Here is a 20,077-nt window from a genome sequence, read left to right on the forward strand (position 1 = left end):
GTCGAGATGATCCTGCGCCTCGTCGATCAGGCGACAGGACCGATCCGCGCCGTCGAGAGCGAGCTGGAAAAGCTCGAGAAGATCGCCGCCCGCGTCGAGACGCATCGCGGCGCCGCCGGGGCCGGCGGCTGGGCCGAGCAAAGCGCGGCGGTCCGGCAGGCCACGGCCGAGATCGAGCGCCACGCGAAGGTCGCGGCGGCCGCCGCGCGGGCGCAGCCTCCGGCCATGACGCCGATCGCGGCGGTCGCGCATGCGGAGGCGTCGCGCGAGATCGCTCCGGCGCGCAAGGCGACCGAGATCGTCGAGCGGCCGACGCAGATCATCGAGCGCGCCGCGGCAGTCGCGCCGCCTGTGGCGCGGGCGGCCATCGCGCCGGAGACGGCGCCGATCCGCGCCGTCGAGAGCGAGATCGACAGGCTCGAAAAAGCTCGGGCGAGGGCCGAGGCGCAGCGGCTCGGCTACCGGACATCCGTCTGGCGCGACGAGAGCCAGGCGGTCCGCAAGGCGAGCGAGGATGTGGAGCGCCATGCGCAGACGGTGGCGCGCGCGGGCGCCGCGCAGGCGGAGGCGATGTCCGCCGCCACGGGCCCGATCCGCGCCGTCGAGAGCGAGCTCGACCGTATGGGGCGGACCGCCGCCACAGCGGCGCGCGCCGATGCGGGCATGGTGAAGGCGAGCGTCTGGATCGAGCAGCAACAGGCGATCCGCAGGACGCGAGAGGAAGCCGAGCGCTACGAAGAGACGATGGCGAAGGTCAACGCCGTGCAGTCGGCGGCAATATCGGCTGCGGCGGCGCGAGGCTTCGAGCGCGTCGGGTCAGCGGTTTTTCGAGCCAATCTGACGGCGCTTCAACATGCCGCAGAGTTCGAGCGCAGCGTCCAATCAATCGCGACCGGCGGCGGGATCATCGGTCAGGAAGCGGCGATCTCGAGAGCGGTGCTCGATGCGTCACGCGCTTCCGGCGTCAAATGGGCCGATATCGCACGAGGCGAAAGGCAGCTCGTCTCCCTCGGAGGCGGAGAATTCGTCGAGAAGCTGGCCCCCGTCCGAGACAGGATCGGCCGTCTCGTCAAAGCGTCGGAAGCCGAGCCGAGCGAACTCTACAACATGATGTTCCACTACATGGAGCTTGGAGGCATGAAAGCCGTCCAGGCCATGGAGGCTCTCGAGAAGAACTTCGTGCAAGGCCGCAGGGGCGCGTTCGAGCTGAAGGACCTCGCGCATGGCCTTCCGAGCCTCATCGCGCTCGGCCGGACCTATGGCCTGACGGGAGAGCAGCTCTCGACCGATCTGCCCGCCGTCCTGCAGATATTCCGCAAGGTCACAGGAACCGCTTACGAGGCCGACACGCGGCTCCGGCATGTGATGACGAAGCTGACGGACCCGAGCGAAGCCGAGAAGATACGCGATAGCCTGCACGTGGACGTTTATAAGACCCGCGAAAAGGCGTTGAAGGCGGGACAGGACCCCTTGTTCGCCACGCTCGACGCGATCTCGGATCGGCTTCAAAAGGCTGGCGGCGGAGCTGGAAAGCTCAATCACGAGACACATACGGTCGACGGCGTCGATGTCCGTAAGCTGGGCGAGATCGCCAGGGACTATTATTTCCGAGCGGGTATCGAAGCCTATGCATCGATGCGCGGCCAGCTCAAAGACTTCATGCCGAGCGCCCTCGAGGCGATGCAGGAGACGCGGCAAGCCTTCGACGCCAATATGTCGACGACCACGGCGGCGGCCGAGCGGCTGTCGAATGCGTTCGAGGAATTACGGATCAAGGTTGGAGCCGCGTTCCTTCCCTACGAAAAGGCGGCCTACAACACGGCCGCGGACCGCGTTTTTCAGCTCGGCGACTTCGCCGAGAAGCATCCCTGGGCAATCGCCGCGGGTTCGGCGGCCAGCGCGGTGGCGCTGTGGGGCGCGGCGGGAGTGCTGGCGCGTCGCGCTCTGGTGACCGTCGGGAATTCGGTTGGCGAAGGCCTCGCCCGCGCACGAGGGGAGGCGGTGGAGCCGGTGGCCAAGGGGCCGGGCTTCGTCCGCCAGTCGCTCGGCTCCGTATCGAAGCTGATCGGCAAGCCGAGCGATTTCGCCACGGAATTCGTGCGCGGGGCCGGCGGTCCCGAGCGCGTGCTCGAGATCGCCCGCCCCATCGGCGCGACGATCCGCAATGGCCTCATCACCGGCGCGTTGCAATGGGCCGGGCAATGGGCGCTGGGGAGATTTGAGGAGAAGGCGTTCGGCTGGACGCCGGAAATCCTCGCGGGGAAGGAGGCCGAGATCGCGCGGCGGTCTCATGAATGGTGGCGCTCGATCGGCGTCGATATGCCGTGGTGGGAAAAAGCGGAGCCCGCCTCGGCGGCATTCGCGCGCATGCGGAACCAGCACGCCTATGCGCTGCCGCCGGATTTTCAGCGGCCGATCGTCGAGGGCGCTCCGGCTCGGCAGCTCGAGCCGCTGGACCATGGCAAGAAGGGGCGGAAGCTCCCCTTCTTCGTGCGCCAGCCCGAGCCTCCGCCCATGGAGCTGGAGCCGATCGGCCCGCGCCTCGTCGTGCCGACCTTCGCTATGGCCGAGCGCGTGGCGCCGGACCGCCAGGCGGCGGCGCCGGAAGCCGCGACGCCGCATGTCGACACCAGCGAGATCGACGCCGCGAAGCAAAAGGCCAAGGCGGCGGGCGAGGAGATCAAGCAATCGCTCGATGTGACAGCCTCGCCGACGGTCGACGCCGGCTCGCTCGATTCCTTTCTGGCCAAGCTGCGCGAGGCGCGCTCGCTGCTCGGCCAGCTCGATCAATTGGGCGCGCATCTGCGGCGGCAGAGCTTTCAGCATCCGCTGCATGACGGGCCGGAGGCGCATTGATGGCGGCCGTGCTGATGGGCTGGGGACCGCATCGCTTCGAGGTCGGCCGCGCCGCCTTCGAGGAGCTGCGCCGGCGCGTTCATGCGCGCTGGGAAAAGCATGCGATCATCGGCCGGCGGCCGGCGGGCCAATATCTCGGTCCCGGCGAGGAGATCGTGAGCCTGCGCGGCACGATCTATCCGGTCGACCAGGGCGGCGGCGTGGAGCTGCTCATCGCCGCCATGCTCGCCGATTGCCGGGCCGGCGCGACGCACATCCTGCTCTCCGAATCGGGCGACATCGCCGGGCCGCACCGGCTGGAGGCGGCGCAGACGGTCGAGAGCTTCCATCTGCCGGACGGGACGCCGCAAAAGCTCGTCTACGATCTCGATTTTGCTGTGCATGACGATGGCTTCGGCCAGATTTGGAGCCTATGGCCGTGAGGACTTACGTGACCAGCCGCGGCGACATGGTCGACGCGATCGCGGCGCGCGCCTATGGCGACGAGCATATCGGCGCGGCCGAGGCGATCCTCGCCGCCAATCCGGGCCTCGCCGAGCACGGGCCGATCCTGCCTGAAAATCTCACCATCCTGCTGCCCGATCTCGCCCGCCCGCGGCCGCAGATCGCCACCGTGGATCTGTGGTCGTGACGCCGATCGTCGACGTCTCGCTCGACGGCGCGCCGGTCGCGCTGATCGGCAAGCGGGCGCTCTCCGGCCAGATCGTCGAGAGCGATGGCGAGCGCGCGGATACGCTGCATCTCGAGATCAGCAATTACGACGGGCGGATCGCCAAGCCCGCGACCGGCCAGAAGGTCCTGGTGGCGGTCGGATGGGAGGAGGCGGGCCCCGCCAAGATCGGCGAATTCGTCATCACCGAGGTGACCAAGACCGGGCCGCGCGCCGAGCTGCATCTGACCGGCGATTCGGCGGATTTGAAAAAGACTTTGAAGGGCCAAAAAACGCGCTCCTGGAAGGCTCCGAAGACGCTCGGCGACGTGCTGAAGGAGGTCGCCTCGGACAATGGGCTGCAGGCGGCGGTTCACGATTCCCTGGGCTCGATCAAGATCGAGAAGCTGATCGCGCAGACGGGCGAGTCGGATATGCATCTGGTGATGCGGCTCGCGCGCCAATATGGCGCGCTGGCGAAGTTTCAGGGCGGCCGGCTGATCTTCCTGCCGCGCGGCGCGGGACTCACGGCCTCGGGAGGCCAGGCGGGCCGCGTGACGATCACGCCCAATGACACCGAGGGGTTCACCTTCACGACGCGCGATCGCCAGCGCCGCGCCAAATGCAAGGCGGTCCATTACGATCGAAAGACGGGCAAGCGCGAGGAGATCGGCAGCGAGGCCGGCGAGGCGGGCGACGGCGCGCCCGACTATGTGCATCCGCATGTGTTCGGGACGCAGCTCGAGGCCAAGCATCACGCGGCCTCGCGCAAGGGCAAGTTCGATCGCGACTGCCGGCCGTTCCACGTCACTCTGGCGCCGGGACAGGTCGGCGTCGGCCCCGGCGGCGTCGTGACGACGCTGGGCTTCGGCGACGACGATGATCGCGATTGGATCGTCAAGAGCCGGGTTTTCGGGTTCTCGAGCGCCGGCCTGGTGGTGCGGCTCGCCTGCGAGCCGAAGGAGGAGTGAGCCGACCCGAGGTGGCGGGGCCGTATATCCTGTATGGTAAGCCAGTCCGCAGCCGCTGTCTTCGCTCTCGACTGACGCCTTTTTTCTGTTGCGCGCCAACACCAACGGTGTATAGTCATCGCATCGCGGACGGATAGCCGACCGCAAGAGGGATGGAGCCCTGAGATGATCACAGACCCTGATCACGAGGTCCGCTTGTACGAGGCAATGGCCGCCGACCTGCGCGACGCCAAAGCAATGATCCCGCATATCCGAGAGATCGAGGCCCGACTCGGCGAGGCCAAGCGCAAGCGGACGGCGCCGCTTCTTCTCGGCCGGGCGACGCCAGAGGAGGCCGTCTTTTCAGCCGCCCTCCGTGGAGCCGTGCAGCATTTTTGCGTGACCGTGGCGTCGATCTATCTCTCTGGTATCGACGCGTATCACGATGCAGATGCGCTGATCGACGCAGACGCCACCGCAGCCGCCGTGAGAGAGGCGGCTCACATCGGTGTCGTGAGCGCCCTCGAGGAGGGGATCGACATCTTTCTCGCCCTCCCGCCGGGCCAGCGCTACGCTGCCTGTTTTACGTCCTATGCCGGGCGGTGCTTTTCGCATCTCGGATGCTTGCGTCATACAGCCCGCGGGCTCCAGTCGCTGGACGACGCGCTCTAATGCCGGGGCGGCCATGACACCTTTCGCATCTCTCTGTGGCCTTGCCGGGCTCTCGCTGGGCGAAGCGTCCGACATGCTGGACATCGGCCGGCAGCAGGCCAAGGACATGTCGTCTGGCCGCCGGAGTACGCCGATCGGGATCATCGCCGAGCTGATCGCGCTGATCCATCGGCAGGCGGCGCAGGCGGACGCGGAGGCGGAGAGCTCCGGGCTCGATGTGATCATCCTCGAAAAGCCCGCCGATGATGTCGAGGCCCGAGCGCTCGGCTGGCCCTGCGTCGGCGCCTGGAGCGCGATGGCGGCGCGAGTCATGGTCGCGACCGCGCTCCCGGTCGCGTTCGTGCCCTACGGCGCGGCCGCCGAGGCTGTCGAGGACGTGCCACTGCCTCGTCTCCGGTGAGGTCCGGGGCTGGGCGATTGGTGATCGGCTCTTGAAAGCCCGGGCCTGCCCGGATATCCCGGCTCACATTGATGCTGTATACAAGCTCTATGATGTTCGGGCCGCTGAGATCGAGGCGCTCGTGCGGATCGCGGCGGCGCAGGACGCGGCCGTGGCGCAGATGATCGAGCGGATCGACGCCGCTCGCGCGCAGGCGGCCGAGGATCAGGCGATCGAGATCGTGATGATCCAATATCGCCGCGACGAGGACATGCCACTCGATGGCGATTTCGAGCCCTCGCTGATTCCGACCGCCAGCGCGCAGCGGATGGTCCTGGCGCGGGTCAAGGCCGCGCGCCCGCTGAATGTGGCGCTCCTGCCCTTTGCCCCCACACATTATCGATCATGGCTCGGACTCCGAGCCGATACGCGCCAGGCGCGGGCCGAATGGGCCGCAGTCGCAATCGACGCGGAGCCGGGGACCCGACTCGGGGTCTCAATCGGACCAAAGGACATCGGATGGGCGCTGATGTCCGGGTTGCGCCGACGCACAGACGACGCTCCTATCGACGGCGGAGAGTCTCCACTGGATGTCGAGCGCCACTGACCCCGCCCGGCCGGCCCTGACAGCTGGCCCAGCGTCGGCGCATGGGGCGCGATGGCCGCCAGAGTCATCGTCGCCTCGCCTCACCCCGTCGCATTCCAGCCCTATGGAGCTACGGCGCGGGCATCAGCAGAGAGCCCATGAGGCAACAAAAAGGGGCCTTCAAGGCCCCTTTTTTTGCGCGCTGCGGATCGCAGCCTGTGCCAAATGATCTGTCGTGGAGTGCCATTTGATTTGGCGCGCTACACGTCAGGTCTGGCCAGGCCGCAGGCGGTAGAAGATATGATTGCCGATCTTGTCGGTCCGTTTCAGCGCCTTCGCCCAGCGCGGCTTGACGTAGTTCGCATGATAATGCGTCGAGCCGCCGACGTCGGAAATATAGGTCTCGCCCTTCATCACCTCGTCGGCGACGCGGGTCGCGGACGCCCAGGCCTCGGGCTCGGCGATGCGCAGCCTGCGGCCCTCGCAGGCGAAGGAGAATTGGCAGGCCTTGTAATGCGTGCGGTTCTGATAGACGACGCCGCACACGTTGGACGGATAGAGCCCGGAGGACACGCGGTTCAGCACCACTTGCGCGACCGCTGCCTGGCCGGTCTCGGGCTCGCTGCGCGCCTCGAAATAGACTGCCTCGGCGAGGCAGCGCTTTTCGCGCTCGAGCTTGGCGGGATCGATGAGCGAGGCGTAGTCGGGATGTCGCGCGCCCATGGGCGCCGCCGTCGCGTGGGAGAAGGAGGCGACCTCGACCGGCAGAGCCTCGCGCTGCGCCGGCGTCGAGGAGGCGAGGGCCGCCGCGCGGGGCGTCTGAGGGGTCGCGCCATGGGCGGCGCGGGCCTTGGTGGCCTCGTTGGAGACGACGCGCTGCGTCGTCGCCGTTCCGCGCTGCCGCGGCGAGGCCTCGCCGGCGCCGCGCTGCGTGGTCGGCGCGCCCCTGTCGCCGGCGTCCGCCGCGTCGAGCGCATCCTCGCCGGGCGCGAAGGCGGCGATGGTCGACTCGCCATCGGCCCCGGGCGCGAGCGCCACCGTTTCGCCGTTCCACGATTCGAAGGTCGGCCGCAGCGCGATCAGCGGATCGCCCTTGTGCCGGCGATCGACCTCGGGAAAATGCTGGACATTCTGCTTGAGCGCCACATGCGGCTCGCGCTCGTCGGGCGGCGCGTCGAGATCGTCGGCGTCGCCGACTTCGAGCCGGGCCGAGTGGACGCGGCCGTAGAGCGCCGAGCGGCTCCCCGCGCGAGCGGCGAAAGGCGAGAGGCTCCAGCCTTCGGCCGGCCTTTGGCCCGCATCGGCGGTGAAGGACACCAAGACACCCGCTCCGAGCCACCAAGGCGCGATCACGCCGATGGCCCAGCTCAAACCCGACCGACGACTCATACGCAGACCCCCGCGCGGCGTGTGGCGCGAGAGCCACGTCGCCGCCGAAACGCTCGACGAAAAACTTATCTCTTATCAGGCTTGCGGCTCCGTTACGGCCGCGCGCCGGCGAGCGTTTCAGAATGGATCATTCGCCGAGGAGATGGGCGACGATCTCGCGGGTGCGGGCGCCCCGCCTGTGCTCGAACAGAAAGACGCCTTGCCAGGTCCCGAGCGCGAGAGCGCCGCCGGACAGCGGAATGGAGAGCTGCGTCTGCGTCAGCGCCGCGCGAATATGCGCGGGCATGTCGTCCGCGCCTTCGCTGTCGTGCTCATAGAGCCCGGCGCCTTCGGGCGCCAAAGCGGAAAAAGCGCGCTCGAGATCGCGCAGCACGGCCGGATCGGCGTTCTCCTGAATGACCAGCGAGGCGGAGGTGTGCCGGCAAAAGAGGGTGAGCAGGCCGGTCGTCATGCGCTGCTCGCGCGCCCAGGCGGCGACTTGGCGCGTGACCTCGTAGAAGCCCTTGCCCCGCGTTTCGACGTGGAAGTGATGGAGGGCTTGGCGCATGGCGGCAATGTGAATGCTGGAGGGAAGCGTGTCCAGGCCGAATCGGCCAAAATTAAATCATATTAATTCGATCTAGTTAATTGACAAAGATACGCGGGTATTGTTACCTATTTACGCCTGAACATACGCTTAGAGCATACCTATGAAGTCGAGTTCCGTAATCGAGAAGTCTCCGTTTGCCGCCACCCTCCCGCGCCCTGCGAATAGCGGTCCGCGCCGTGTTTCTGTTTCGTTCGTGACGTCGCTCTCGCTTCTGTTCTGGACCGGAGCTGCCGTCGCGCAGCAGGCCGATGCGCCGTCTCGGCGAGGCGACGACGCCCTCCATCTCGGAGAGATTCAGGACGTGATCGTCACGACGGGCGTCCGCGGCGCCAAGCGCATCCTCGCCGACAGTGCGTCTCCGGTGGATATCGTCAGCGGTCAACAATTGCGGCTCAGCGGTCGCGCCGAGCTCAGCGAGGCGATCACCAAGCTGCTGCCCTCGTTCAATTTCGGCACCAATCAATCGGGCATAAACTCGATCGTGCGGCCGGTGACGAACCGCGGGCTCGGTCCCGCCTATACTCTGGTGCTCGTCAATGGCAAGAGGCGCCACAATGGCTCTCTGCTCACCAACGGAGGCGGCGACACCAGCGGAATCAACGCCGTCGATCTCGACATGATTCCGCTCAGCGCGGTCGATCACATCGAGGTGCTGAGGGACAGCGCCGCCGCGCAATATGGTTCGGACGCCGTGGCCGGCGTCGTCAATGTCGTGCTGAAATCCGCCGATCATGGCGTGCATCTCGGCGTGCTCGGCGGAGCGCTCGGCAGCGGAAAAGGCGATCTTTCGACCGTGCGTGGAGAGGCGGACGCCGGCTTCGAGCTTCCCGGCGGCGGCTTCGCGCATCTGAGCGCCGACATCCGCAAGCGTGGCATGGCGTGGTGGAACTTCCCGGCGACCAACGGGGTCATCTATTCGCCGGCCTCGGATCCGCGCAATGCGAGCTGGAATCGCGATGGCGCGCATAATGGCGATCCGCAGATCCGGGCTCTGAACTTCTCCTATAATGTGGAGAAGCCGCTCGAAGATGCGGCGAGCGTCTATTCCTACGCGACCTTCGGTCTGCGCAACACCGCCATCGGCAATAATTTTCGCCGTCCGAACGGGCTGGCGTCGATCGCCCAGATTTTTCCCGATGGCTATTATCCTCTGAACAATACGAGCGAGACCGATTTTCAGATCGTCGCCGGCGGCAAGGGCCGCGCTTTCGACTGGAGCTTCGATCTCAGCTCTTCCTACGGAATCAACCACAATCTCCAATACAGCGATCTGACGATCAATCCTTCTCTCGGCGCCGCGTCGCCGACGCGTTTCGACAATCTCGCGACCTATCAGTTCGAGCAATGGGTCAATAATCTCGACGTGACGCGCTCATTCGATCTCGGATTGACGAAGAAGCCGATCGAAGCCTCGCTCGGCGCCGAATATCGCATCGACAAATTCTCGACTTTCGCCGGCGATCCGCGCAGCTATATCAATGGCGGATATGTGTTCCAGGCAGGCGACCAGCCCGGGAATTCCAATATCGGCAAGCCCGCCTCGGTCGGCGCCCAGGCGGGCGTGACGTTGACGCCGGCCGATGCGGTCGTGCTCACGCGCGACAGCGTCGCCGGCTATGGCGAGATCGGCGTCTATCCGATCGAAAATTGGTTCGTCAATGCGTCGGTGCGCGGCGAGCACTATAGCGACAGTTCCGGGAATACGGTCAGCGGCAAGATCAATTCCCGCTACGACATCACGCCCGAGATCGCGGTCCGCGGCACGGTCGGAACCGGGTTTCGGGCGCCGTCGCTGACGCAGATCGGCTATGCGCAAACCGACAATCGGACCAATATCAACGCCGCCGGCGTCGTCGTGCCGAGCCTCTCCAAGCTCGCGCGCAATAATTCAGCGCTGGCGCATGCGCTCGGCGCCCAGGATTTGAAGCCCGAGCATTCGGAGAATGTCAGCCTCGGCGTCGTGCTGCAGCCGTGGCGCAATGTCAGCGTCACGGTCGACGGATATCGCATCGGCATCAAGGATCGCATCATTCGGACAGGCTATCTCTACGGGCCTGCGGTCACGCCGATCCTGGTCGCCAATGGGCTGACCGGCACGGAATGGCTGCAATATTTCGCAAACGGCGCCGACACGCGGACGACCGGCGTCGATCTCGTCGCCGACGCGACGCAGGATTACGGAGACTTCGGCGTCGTTCGCTGGACCGCGGCCTTCAATTGGAACGAGACGGAGATCGTCGGCGTCAAGTCGGCTCCGGCGGTGTTGAGCTCTCTCGGAGCCAATCCGGGCGGCAGCCTCGTGTGGTTTCCACGCAGCAGCCGAGGCGATCTCACCGTCGCCAATCCGCACACCAAGCTCATTCTCGCCGCACGCTGGCTGATCTCGGATTTCGAGATCAATGCGAGGACGACGCGCTATGGCGAATATGTCTGGCAACGGACGGAAAATCCCGCGCAGGATGTGTCGTTCGGCGCGAAATGGATCACGGATCTCGATGTGACCTATGAATTTCTGCCCGGCCTCAAAGGCACGCTCGGCGCGACCAACCTATTCGACGTGCGGCCGGACAAGAATGGTCCCGGCGATCCCAACACGGGCGCGTCCACTTTCTCCTACGGGCCGGCGCCTTTCGCTCCGAGCGGCGGTTTCTATTACGCCAAGCTCACCTACGATATTTTTTGAGGGGCTGCCGAAGCGCAGCGGCGGATCGAGCAGGCGGATAGTGACCGGCAGGCCCGCCATGATCTCGAGCACGTCCTGAAATTCCTCGCGCTGCATGGGCGGCAGCGCGGCGAAGGCGCGTTCAGGATCGCGCACAAGGTGATGAGGCCGGTCGTCATGCGCTGCTCGTGCGCCAAGGCGGAGACTTGGCGGGTGATCTCGTAAAAGCCCCGGCCTCGCGTTTCGACGCGGAAGTGATGGATCGCCTGGCGCATGGTCGGAAAGTGCGGGCGAAGGGCCGCATTGTCCAGCCGGACGTCCGCGCGGCGCCGCAGGGTAATCGGGTGAAGGACGACAGCTCCATGATCCTCATCCTGAGGAGCCCGCGAAGCGGGCGTCTCGAAGGATGGCAATGGGAAGAATCCTTTGGTTGTGCCCCGCGGCCGTCCTTCGAGACGCCGCCTGCGGCGGCTCCTCAGGACGAGGGTTGGGGATTTTATCCTTCACCCGATCCCCCTGCGCGGCGCGGTCTTCGGCTTGACGATCGCCGCGGGCGTCTCGAATATGAGGCCTTGCCATCGATATTGAAAGGGGAGAGACGGCGATGCCGGATGATCCGATTTTGGCGATCGACGATCCGCGCTTGAAGCAGACATCCGAACGGGTCGAACGCATAGACGACGGGCTGCGCGCGCTCGGAGGCGAAATGTTTTCCGTCATGGATATGGCGAATGGCGCCGGCCTTTCGGCGATACAGATCGGCGCGCCGCTGCGCGTCGTCGTGACCGACACGCCCGATCGGAATGGGGCGCGTCGCCGAATGGCGCTCCTCAATCCGGAAATCGTCGAGGTCTCGGCGCAGACGCGCATCGAGGAGGAGGGGTGCCTCTCCATGCCCGGCTATGGCCTTCCGGTCGAACGCGCCGCGCGCGTGCGGGTGCGGTTCATGGATATGGACGGCGACAGGAGGGAGATCGAGGCCGACGGCGTTTTCTCGGTCTGCCTGCAGCATGAAATCGATCATTTGAACGGCCGGCTCTTCACCGATCGCGTCTCGAAGCTTCGTCGTGATCGCGCCGCCGCTTATTTCGCCAAGGTGCGCCGCCGTCACGCGCTCGCCTCCTGACGCGGCCGATCGGGGGGCGCTTCACGCCGTGCTCGTCGCCGCCTTGCCCAGCGCCGCCTGCGCGGCGGCGAGGCGCGCGATCGGCACGCGGAAGGGGGAGCAAGAGATGTAGTCGAGCCCGACGCTCTCGAAAAATGCGATCGAGGCCGGATCGCCGCCATGCTCGCCGCAGATGCCGAGCTTGATGCCCGGCCGCGCGGCGCGGGCGCGCGTCGCGGCGAGGCGCACCAATTCGCCGACGCCCTCCTGGTCGATCGTCACGAAAGGATCGGCGGGAAGAATGCCCTTCTGCGAATAGATGCCGAGAAAGGCGCCGGCGTCGTCGCGCGAGACGCCGAGCGCGGTCTGGGTGAGGTCATTGGTGCCGAAGGAGAAAAATTCGGCCGTCTCGGCGATTTCGCCGGCGCGCAGGCAGGCGCGCGGCAGCTCGATCATCGTGCCGATCTGATAGCGCGGCGAGAGGCCGGTCTCCTGCGTCACCGCGGCGGCGGTCGCCGCCACTTGCGCGCGCACGAAATCGAGCTCCGGCCGTCCGAACACCAGCGGGACCATGATCTCGATCGTCGCGGAAACGCCGGTCGCAGCGGCCGCTGCGATGGCCGCCTCGAAGATGGCGCGCGCCTGCATTTCGACGATCTCGGGAAAGGCGATGGCGAGGCGCACGCCGCGAAAGCCGAGCATCGGATTGAACTCGGAGAGCTCGCGCGCCCGTTGGCGCAGCTTGGCCGGGTCCGCGCCCATGGCGCGGGCGACCTCGGCGATCTCCGCGTCCGAATGCGGCAGGAACTCGTGCAGCGGCGGATCGAGCAGGCGGATCGTCACCGGCAGGCCGGCCATGATCTCGAACAGCTCCTCGAAGTCCTCGCGCTGCATGGGCAGCAGCTTGGCGAGCGCGGCGCGCCGTCCCGCGGCGTCGTCGGCGAGGATCATCTCGCGCACGGCGACGATGCGCTCGCCCTCGAAGAACATATGCTCGGTGCGGGCGAGGCCGACGCCCTCCGCCCCGAAGCGACGCGCCGCGCGGGCGTCGGCGGGCGTTTCGGCGTTGGCGCGCACGCGCATGCGGCGGGCCGTGTCGGCCCAGTCCATCAGCACGGCGAATTCGCCAGTGACCTCGGGCTGATGCATTGTCACCGCGCCGGCGATGACATGGCCCCCCGAGCCGTCGATGGTGACGAGGTCGCCCTTGGCGAAGCGCCGGCCGGCGACGGAAAAGCTCTGGTCCTCATAGCTGACGCGGATGGCGCCGGCGCCGCAGACGCAGGGCTTGCCCATGCCGCGCGCCACCACCGCCGCATGCGAGGTCATGCCGCCGCGCGTCGTCAGAATGCCCTCGGCGGCGTGCATGCCGCCGATATCCTCCGGGCTCGTCTCGACGCGCACGAGGATCACCTTGCGGCCGGCTGCGGCGAGCTTTTCCGCCTCCTGCGCGTCGAAGACGATCTCGCCCGCCGCCGCGCCGGGCGAAGCGGGCAGGCCGCTCGCCAGAATGGGCGGCTTCGCGTCCGGGTCGATGGTCGGATGCAGCAATTGGTCGAGCGACAGCGGATCGACGCGCAGAATCGCCTCCTCGCGCGAGATCAGCCCCTCATCGGCCATGTCGACGGCGATCTTCAGCGCCGCCCGCGCGGTGCGCTTGCCGGCGCGGGTCTGCAGCATCCACAGCCGGCCGCGCTCGACCGTGAACTCCATGTCCTGCATGTCGCGGTAATGCGTCTCCAGCCGCTGCGCGACGGCGCGGAACTCGGCGAAGATCTGCGGCAGCGCCGTCTCCATCGACGGTCGCTCGGACCGGCCGGCGCGCCGCGCCGCCTCGGTGATCGACTGCGGCGTGCGAATGCCGGCGACGACATCTTCTCCCTGCGCGTTGATCAGGAACTCGCCGAACAGCTCGCGCGCGCCGGTCGACGGATTGCGGGTGAAGGCGACGCCGGTCGCGGACTGATCGTCCATATTGCCGAACACCATGGCCTGGACAGTGACGGCCGTGCCCCAATTTTCTGGAATATTGTGCAGCTGCCGGTAGATCGCCGCGCGCGTATTCATCCAAGACGAGAACACGGCGCCGATGGCGCCCCATAATTGCCGGCGCGAGTCCTGTGGGAAGGGGCGGGAAGTCGCTTTCTCGACAATGTCCTTGAAAGTTGCGACAATGGCACGCCAGTCCTCGGCCGAAAGCTCGGTGTCGAGCGCATAGCCCTTGCCGGCCTTGTAATGCTCGAGCGCATCCTCGAACTCGTGATGCCCGAGGCCGAGCACCACCGTCGAATACATCTCGATGAAACGGCGATAGGAATCATAGGCGAAGCGCTCGTTGCGGGCGATTTTCGCCAGCGCCTCCACGGTCTCGTCGTTGAGCCCGAGATTGAGCACCGTGTCCATCATGCCGGGCATGGAGGCGCGGGCGCCCGAGCGCACCGAGACGAGCAGCGGCCAATTGGTCTCGCCGAAGGCGTGTCCGGCGATCTCGGCGAGCCGGGTCAGCGCGGCCTCGACCTGCGGCTCGAGGTCCGCCGGATAGGTCTTTCCATTCGCGTAGAAATGCGAACACACCTCGGTGGTGATGGTGAAGCCGGGCGGCACAGGCAGGCCGAGAGCGGCCATTTCGGCGAGATTGGCGCCCTTGCCGCCGAGGAGGTCCCGTTGGGCGGCGGAGCCGTCCGCGGTTCCCGCGCCGAAATGATAGACCCATTTGGTCATCGCATCGCTTTCCGAGGCGCCTTTGTGCAGCGCACTCCTGTCGCCGCTTTATACAAGAACCGGACCGCCGGCGGCGTGAAGACCGGAAACGCCCGAGCCGTCGACGACATGTTGCATATAGGAGCTTAAGCGTTCGATGGCGCTGCAGGAAGAGGCGAGGCCGGATCGGCGCGCGTCAAGGATAATATGAAGGGGCGGACGCATGCGCCCTCCGTCTGGCGCTTCAACGGCGCTGCAGCAGCAGTCAAAGATTTTGGCCGCCAAAATACGCGAGCGCGCGGGACCGAGGGCTTTCAGGCTCGCGCTCTCGGGGACGTTACCGCGCCTCGAAATCCTGGCGCCAATCGGGTCGGGCCCCGGCGCGGGCGGCGATCGCCGGCGACGCGTCCTCCGCCGCCTGTCGAATCTTGGCGGCGATGGAGGGCTGGCCGCGGTAGAATTCGTCGCGAATGGCGATTACGGCCGGCGTCGAGATCGAGCGGAGCGCGCTGAACCAGCCCGACTCGATCGTCGCCGTGGCGTAGAGGGCGCGGCCGTTGAATCGCTGCCCCGAAAGGCGTTCGCCGGGGCGGAAGTCGACGAATTTGAACACGCGCTGCCTGGTCTTCGGATCGACGGTCTCGCGCACCTCCTGCAGCAGCGGCGAGTGCGGCCCGTCCATGACGAAGAAGGCGTCGATCTGCCGGTCGCGCAGCTTGTTGAGCGCGGTCGCCGATCCGTCCGGCTGAATGTCGATGAGGAGCTTCCACTCCGGCTGGCTGGCGAGGACGCTGCGCAGGGTGAGCTCGCCGCCCGAGCCTGCGCCGCCGGCGGCGACGCGCAGAACGCTTCCAGACTTCAGATTATCGACGAGATCGGCGAATTTGCTCTCCCGCGTCTCGGCGCGGACGACCATGAAGCCTTCGTAAGGATAGAGTGGCGCGCCGAGCTGGACGAGCTTGCCGGCGCAATCGGGCTTGGCCACGCGGGCGGCGAGGACGTCGGCCTGAACCACGGCGATATTCACGTCTCCCTCGCAGAGGCCGTTGACCGATTCGATGCTGCCCTTCGACTCGAGCGGCTTCAGCCGTACGCCCTGGGAGATCGTCTTGGAGTTGATCTCCGGCGCGACGATGGCGCAATTCTCCTTGTCGAGCTTGCCGCAGGCGATCTCGATCTCGACCGTCTCGACCTTTTCCTTGGCGGCGCGGCGCTCGGACAGAGATTCCGCCGGGACCTCGGTCGAGGCGGCGACGAGCGTCAGGGCGAGGGCGGCTCGAAGGACCGAGTGCATCGCAAGGCTCCGATGTTCCGATAGGCTCCGCGAGCCGGCGCGCCGGCAGCGCGATCTCGACTTTTCTCCATTTTTCGTGACGGGAATGCGACAGAGGCCGCGAGCCGGATGGCGGCGAGGGTTAATCACCCCTTAACCCCGCTTTCCTAGGCTCGGAACCGACATCCGGCGGAGGCTCGGGTCGCAAGCCGCCTCGCTGTCGTTTCGCAGACCATCGGGCCTCTCCTCATGCCGCGCAGCAACGCTCTTCGCCGAGTTCCAGAGCCCGTCCGCGAATTCGTCGCGCGGCGGGCGGCGGAGCTCTCGGGCGCCGCTCTGCTCGCCGGCTCGCTGGCGGCCGTCCTGGCGCTCGTCTCCTGGTCGGCGCGCGATCCTTCGCTCAACCATGCGACGAGCGGCAAGGTGCGCAATCTGCTCGGCTCGGGCGGGGCGATCGTCGCCGATATCTCGATGCAGATGCTCGGCGTCGCCACCATCGCCGCCGTGCTGCCGCTCGCTCTGCTCGGCGCGCGCCTGCTCACTCAACGGGCCGTCCACCGCCCGCTGCTGCGATGCGGCCTGTGGATCGTCGGAACGCTCGCCGCGGCGGCGATCGGCTCATTATTGCCGGTCACCGACCGCTGGCCGTTGCCGACCGGCCTCGGCGGCGTGCTCGGCGATGCGCTTTTGTCGCTGCCTCGCCGCTACGCCGGCGAATCGAGCGCCGTCATGGCGGTCGTGGCGGCGCTCGCCGTCATTCTCGCCATCGTCTCGCTCACCGGCGCGGCCGGATTCGGCCTGGAGACGCGACCGGAAGGCGCCCATGACGAGATCTATGAGAGCGAAAGGGCGAGCGAAGAGGACACGGACGAGGAGCCTGGCTTCGCGCTGGTCTCGCTCGGCGCGCTGATCCATGTCGCGCTGACGGTGAAGACTTATGTGAGGCGGCGCCTCGCGCAGCTCTTCGCCCGCCGCCCGCCAGACGCGCTCGATCTCCCGGCCGGCCCGCCGCTGCTCGGCGCGCGGCGCGAGCCGGTGTTCGACTATTTCTCCTTCGCGCCGCCGCCGGCCCGCGCCCGCGCCGCGCCTCCCGCCGCCGCGCCCGCCGCCTATGACGACGACGCCCCGCCGCCCGCGACCGCGCGCGTGATGGAGCCGGCCGGCCCGCTGAAGCCGGGCAAGCGCGTGCTGCGCGAGCGGCAGCCCTCGCTGTTCGAGGGCAGGGGCGCGCAGCGCTACGAGCTGCCCGGCCTGCTGCTGCTGAGCGAGCCCAAGAAGCCGGCCGCCGCCGCCAAGGTCTCGCAGGACGCGCTGGAGCAGAACGCCCGCCTGCTGGAGGGCGTGCTCGAGGATTTCGGCGTCAAGGGCGAGATCATCAATGTGCGCCCCGGCCCGGTGGTCACGCTCTATGAGCTGGAGCCCGCGCCCGGCATCAAATCCTCGCGCGTGATCGGCCTCGCAGACGACATCGCCCGCTCCATGTCGGCGGTTTCCGCGCGCGTCGCGGTCGTCTCCGGACGCAACGCCATCGGCATCGAATTGCCGAACCATCGCCGCGAGACGGTTTTCCTGCGCGAGCTGCTCGCCTGCGAGGATTTCGACAAGACCAAGCATCGCTTGGCCATCGCGCTCGGCAAGACCATCGGCGGCGAGCCGGTGATCGTCGATCTCGCGAGAATGCCGCATCTCCTCGTCGCCGGCACCACCGGCTCCGGCAAATCCGTCGCCATCAACACCATGATCCTGTCGCTGCTCTACCGGATGAAGCCGGAAGAGTGCCGCCTCATCATGGTCGATCCCAAAATGCTGGAGCTCTCGGTCTACGACAACATCCCGCATCTGCTGACGCCCGTCGTCACCGATCCGAAGAAGGCGGTGGTGTCGCTGAAATGGGCGGTGCGCGAGATGGAGGACCGCTACAAGAAGATGTCCAAGCTCGGCGTGCGCAACATCGAGGGCTTCAACCAGCGCGTCGGCGAGGCGCAGGCCAAGGGCGAGATCATCACCCGCACCGTGCAGACCGGCTTCGACAAGGAGACCGGCGAGGCCGTCTTCGAGCATGAGGAGATGGATCTGCAGCCGCTGCCCTTCATCGTCGTGATCGTCGACGAGATGGCGGATCTGATGCTGGTCGCCGGCAAGGATATCGAGGGCGCGATCCAGCGCCTCGCGCAAATGGCGCGCGCGGCCGGCATTCACCTCATCATGGCGACGCAGCGTCCCTCGGTCGACGTCATCACCGGCACGATCAAGGCGAATTTTCCGACGCGCATCTCGTTCCAAGTCACCTCGAAGATCGACAGCCGCACCATTTTGGGCGAGCAGGGCGCCGAGCAGCTGCTCGGCCAGGGCGACATGCTCTACATGGCCGGCGGCGGCCGCATCGCGCGCGTGCATGGGCCGTTCGTGTCGGACGCGGAGGTCGAGCACATCGTCGCGCATCTGAAGACGCAAGGCCAGCCGCAATATCTCGACGCCATCACCACAGATGATGAAATGTCCGAGGACGTGGCGGAGGCCGCCGCGCCCGGCTCGATGGATGCGGAAGAGGCGGGCGATCTCTACGATCGCGCCGTGGCGATCGTGCTGCGCGACCGCAAATGCTCGACGAGCTACATCCAGCGGCGGCTTTCCATCGGCTACAACAAGGCGGCGTCGCTGGTGGAGCAGATGGAGCGCGAGGGCGTCGTCGGCCAAGCCAATCACGCGGGCAAGCGCGAGATATTGGTCGGCGGCGGCATCGACCGCGGGGCGTTCGACATAGAGGCGGCGGAGTAGGGGCGAGCACCTTCTCCCACGAGTGGGAGAAGGATGCGCGGGCGAGATTCGGCGATGCGCCGACGTCCCACGCCATTGCCTCATTCGAGCTGGAGTCTCTCACCACTATGACGGATATCGCGCGAGCCGCGCTCGCCTTCCTCTGCTTCTTCCTCCTCGCCTTCGCTTTCAGCGAGGATCGTGCGCGCATTCCCTGGCGCGTCGTGATCGGCGGGCTCGGCTTGCAATTCACCGCCGCCGCGATCCTGATCGGATTCCCTCCCGCACGCGCGATCGTCTTCGCCGCCAATGACGCCGCCCATGCGCTGCAGACGGCGACGGAGGCGGGCGCCAGCTTCGTGTTCGGCTATCTCGGCGGCGGCGCGCCGCCTTTCGAGGAGAAGAATGCGGGCGCGGGCTTCATTCTCGCTTTCAAGGCGCTGCCGATGATCCTGACGATCTCGGCGCTCGCCTCGCTGCTGTTCCATTGGGGGGCGCTGCAACGGATCGCGGGCGCTTTCGCCTTCCTGCTGCAACGCTCCATGGGCGTCTCCGGCCCGCTGGCGCTCGGCGCCGCGGTGCATATCTTCGTCGGCATGATCGAGGCGCCGCTGCTGATCCGCCCCTATCTCGCGCGCATGCAGCGCGGCGAATTGTTCGCGCTGATGAGCTGCGGCATGGCGGGCGTCGCCGGCACGGTGATGGTCGTCTATGCGGGATTTCTCGCGCCTTTCTTCCCCGACGCGCTCGGACATATTCTCGTCGCCTCGGTGATCGCGACGCCGGCCGCCATCGCGATCGCCGCGGTGATGACGCCCTGGGTTCCGGGCGAGAAGGAGCGCGCGCAGCTCAGTGTCGATCATCCGCCGACCGGCGCTTTCGATGCGATCGTCAAAGGCGTCGCCGACGGCGTCGGCCCGCTCGTCGGAGTCGTCAGCGTGCTGCTGACGACGATCGCGCTGGTGACGCTCGTCAATATGGCGCTCGCGCATCTGCCCGCCGTCGCCGGCGAGACGCCGAGCCTGCAATGGGCCTTCGCCTTTCTGTTTCGCCCGGTCGTCTGGCTGATCGGCGTCCCCTGGAGCGAGAGCGCGCCAGCCGCCGCGCTGATGGCGACGAAGACCGTGGTCAATGAATTCGTGGCCTATCGCGACATGAGCGCGATCGGGCCCGAGACGCTGTCGCCCAAGAGCCGGCTGATCCTCACTTATGCGATGTGCGGCTTCGCCAATTTCGGCAGCATGGGCATTTTGGTCGGCGGGCTGAATGTGATGCTGCCCGAGCGCCGCGCCGAGATCGCCCGCCTCGGCCTTCTCTCGATCGTCTCGGGCACGTTCGCGACGGCGATGAGCGGCTGCGTCGCAGGATTGCTGTTCGAGTTCGGGGCGATTCGCTTGCCGGGGTGACGCGCGCGAGGCGCGTCGCCGCGCCGGGGGGCCGGGCTCGAGAGGCCTCGCTATCGATTGCATGAAGCCGCCCTGCGCGCGAGGTTTTCGAGCTCGATGACAGC

15 protein-coding genes are annotated in these 20,077 nt (G+C 67.0%); 11 read left to right on the top strand and 4 right to left on the bottom strand.

Going from position 1 to position 20,077, the window contains the following annotated elements:
• The 7 genes from K3F48_RS18960 to K3F48_RS18990 form a co-directional block, all read left to right on the top strand.
• A partial coding sequence (locus tag K3F48_RS18960; RefSeq protein ID WP_222577001.1) for a phage tail tape measure protein occupies positions 1-2,856 on the top strand: 2,856 nt, incomplete at its 5' end.
• On the top strand, positions 2,856-3,278 hold the full coding sequence (locus tag K3F48_RS18965; protein ID WP_222577002.1) for a phage tail protein: 423 nt from the start codon (positions 2,856-2,858) through the stop codon (positions 3,276-3,278). The genes K3F48_RS18960 and K3F48_RS18965, both read left to right, overlap by 1 nt.
• Positions 3,275-3,487: a tail protein X gene (locus K3F48_RS18970; protein WP_255609002.1), complete on the top strand. Its 213-nt coding sequence runs from the start codon at positions 3,275-3,277 to the stop codon at positions 3,485-3,487. The genes K3F48_RS18965 and K3F48_RS18970 overlap by 4 nt, the downstream gene beginning before the upstream one ends.
• Entirely contained in the window at positions 3,484-4,476 is a 993-nt protein-coding gene (locus K3F48_RS18975) for a contractile injection system protein, VgrG/Pvc8 family (protein ID WP_222577004.1), read from the top strand. The genes K3F48_RS18970 and K3F48_RS18975 overlap by 4 nt, the downstream gene beginning before the upstream one ends.
• Before the next feature lie 207 nt (positions 4,477-4,683).
• A complete protein-coding gene (locus K3F48_RS18980) occupies positions 4,684-5,127 on the top strand; it encodes a hypothetical protein (protein ID WP_222577005.1) in 444 nt (147 codons plus the stop codon).
• A gap of 73 nt (positions 5,128-5,200) precedes the next feature.
• Positions 5,201-5,527 carry a hypothetical protein gene (locus K3F48_RS18985; RefSeq protein WP_222577006.1) on the top strand — a complete coding sequence of 109 codons (327 nt, stop codon included), beginning with the start codon at positions 5,201-5,203 and terminating at the stop codon, positions 5,525-5,527.
• A gap of 121 nt (positions 5,528-5,648) precedes the next feature.
• Complete coding sequence (locus K3F48_RS18990; RefSeq protein ID WP_222577007.1) at positions 5,649-6,113, top strand: hypothetical protein; 465 nt, start codon at positions 5,649-5,651, stop codon at positions 6,111-6,113.
• A gap of 246 nt (positions 6,114-6,359) precedes the next feature.
• On the opposite strand, the gene K3F48_RS18995 is transcribed toward K3F48_RS18990, so the two are convergent.
• Both K3F48_RS18995 and K3F48_RS19000 read right to left on the bottom strand, forming a co-directional pair.
• Positions 6,360-7,481 (bottom strand): cell wall hydrolase, encoded by a 1,122-nt coding sequence (locus K3F48_RS18995; RefSeq protein WP_222577008.1) that lies wholly within the window; start codon positions 7,479-7,481, stop codon positions 6,360-6,362.
• 127 nt (positions 7,482-7,608) lie between these two features.
• Positions 7,609-8,028: a secondary thiamine-phosphate synthase enzyme YjbQ gene (locus K3F48_RS19000; protein ID WP_222577009.1), complete on the bottom strand. Its 420-nt coding sequence runs from the start codon at positions 8,026-8,028 to the stop codon at positions 7,609-7,611.
• A 343-nt stretch (positions 8,029-8,371) separates the two neighbouring features.
• Here K3F48_RS19000 and K3F48_RS19005 point away from each other — a divergent pair, with 343 nt between their 5' ends.
• Both K3F48_RS19005 and def read left to right on the top strand, forming a co-directional pair.
• On the top strand, positions 8,372-10,753 hold the full coding sequence (locus K3F48_RS19005; protein ID WP_370631453.1) for a TonB-dependent receptor plug domain-containing protein: 2,382 nt from the start codon (positions 8,372-8,374) through the stop codon (positions 10,751-10,753).
• Positions 10,754-11,336: 583 nt separating this feature from the next.
• Entirely contained in the window at positions 11,337-11,858 is a 522-nt protein-coding gene (gene def / locus K3F48_RS19010; RefSeq protein WP_222577011.1) for a peptide deformylase, read from the top strand.
• Positions 11,859-11,879: 21 nt separating this feature from the next.
• Here the strand turns inward: def and ppdK are convergent, their stop codons facing one another.
• Positions 11,880-14,558 carry a pyruvate, phosphate dikinase gene (ppdK, locus tag K3F48_RS19015; protein ID WP_222577012.1) on the bottom strand — a complete coding sequence of 893 codons (2,679 nt, stop codon included), beginning with the start codon at positions 14,556-14,558 and terminating at the stop codon, positions 11,880-11,882.
• A gap of 316 nt (positions 14,559-14,874) precedes the next feature.
• The gene (locus K3F48_RS19020) at positions 14,875-15,831 is read right to left on the bottom strand and encodes a TAXI family TRAP transporter solute-binding subunit (protein ID WP_222577013.1); all 957 of its coding nucleotides are present in this window, start codon (positions 15,829-15,831) and stop codon (positions 14,875-14,877) included.
• Between the two features lie 228 nt (positions 15,832-16,059).
• On the opposite strand from K3F48_RS19020, the gene K3F48_RS19025 reads away from it, so the two are divergent.
• Positions 16,060-18,588, top strand: a complete 2,529-nt coding sequence (locus tag K3F48_RS19025) for a DNA translocase FtsK 4TM domain-containing protein (RefSeq protein ID WP_222577014.1) — start codon at positions 16,060-16,062, stop codon at positions 18,586-18,588.
• 107 nt (positions 18,589-18,695) lie between these two features.
• A complete protein-coding gene (locus K3F48_RS19030) occupies positions 18,696-19,973 on the top strand; it encodes a NupC/NupG family nucleoside CNT transporter (protein ID WP_222577015.1) in 1,278 nt (425 codons plus the stop codon).
• Positions 19,974-20,077 lie beyond the last annotated feature (104 nt).

Origin of the sequence: Methylosinus sp. Sm6, assembly GCF_019802345.1 — a bacterium.
Lineage (GTDB): Bacteria > Pseudomonadota > Alphaproteobacteria > Rhizobiales > Beijerinckiaceae > Methylosinus.

Bases quoted from the DNA above. Each gene is read 5' to 3' on its own strand.
- K3F48_RS18985 (WP_222577006.1), top strand. From the start codon at position 5,201: ATGCTGGACATCGGCCGGCAGCAGGCCAAGGACATGTCGTCTGGCCGC.
- ppdK (WP_222577012.1), bottom strand. From the start codon at position 14,558: ATGACCAAATGGGTCTATCATTTCGGCGCGGGAACCGCGGACGGCTCC.
- def (WP_222577011.1), top strand. From the start codon at position 11,337: ATGCCGGATGATCCGATTTTGGCGATCGACGATCCGCGCTTGAAGCAG.
- K3F48_RS19025 (WP_222577014.1), top strand. From the start codon at position 16,060: ATGCCGCGCAGCAACGCTCTTCGCCGAGTTCCAGAGCCCGTCCGCGAA.
- K3F48_RS19000 (WP_222577009.1), bottom strand. From the start codon at position 8,028: ATGCGCCAAGCCCTCCATCACTTCCACGTCGAAACGCGGGGCAAGGGC.
- K3F48_RS19020 (WP_222577013.1), bottom strand. From the start codon at position 15,831: ATGCACTCGGTCCTTCGAGCCGCCCTCGCCCTGACGCTCGTCGCCGCC.
- K3F48_RS18965 (WP_222577002.1), top strand. From the start codon at position 2,856: ATGGCGGCCGTGCTGATGGGCTGGGGACCGCATCGCTTCGAGGTCGGC.
- K3F48_RS18995 (WP_222577008.1), bottom strand. From the start codon at position 7,481: ATGAGTCGTCGGTCGGGTTTGAGCTGGGCCATCGGCGTGATCGCGCCT.
- K3F48_RS19030 (WP_222577015.1), top strand. From the start codon at position 18,696: ATGACGGATATCGCGCGAGCCGCGCTCGCCTTCCTCTGCTTCTTCCTC.
- K3F48_RS18980 (WP_222577005.1), top strand. From the start codon at position 4,684: ATGGCCGCCGACCTGCGCGACGCCAAAGCAATGATCCCGCATATCCGA.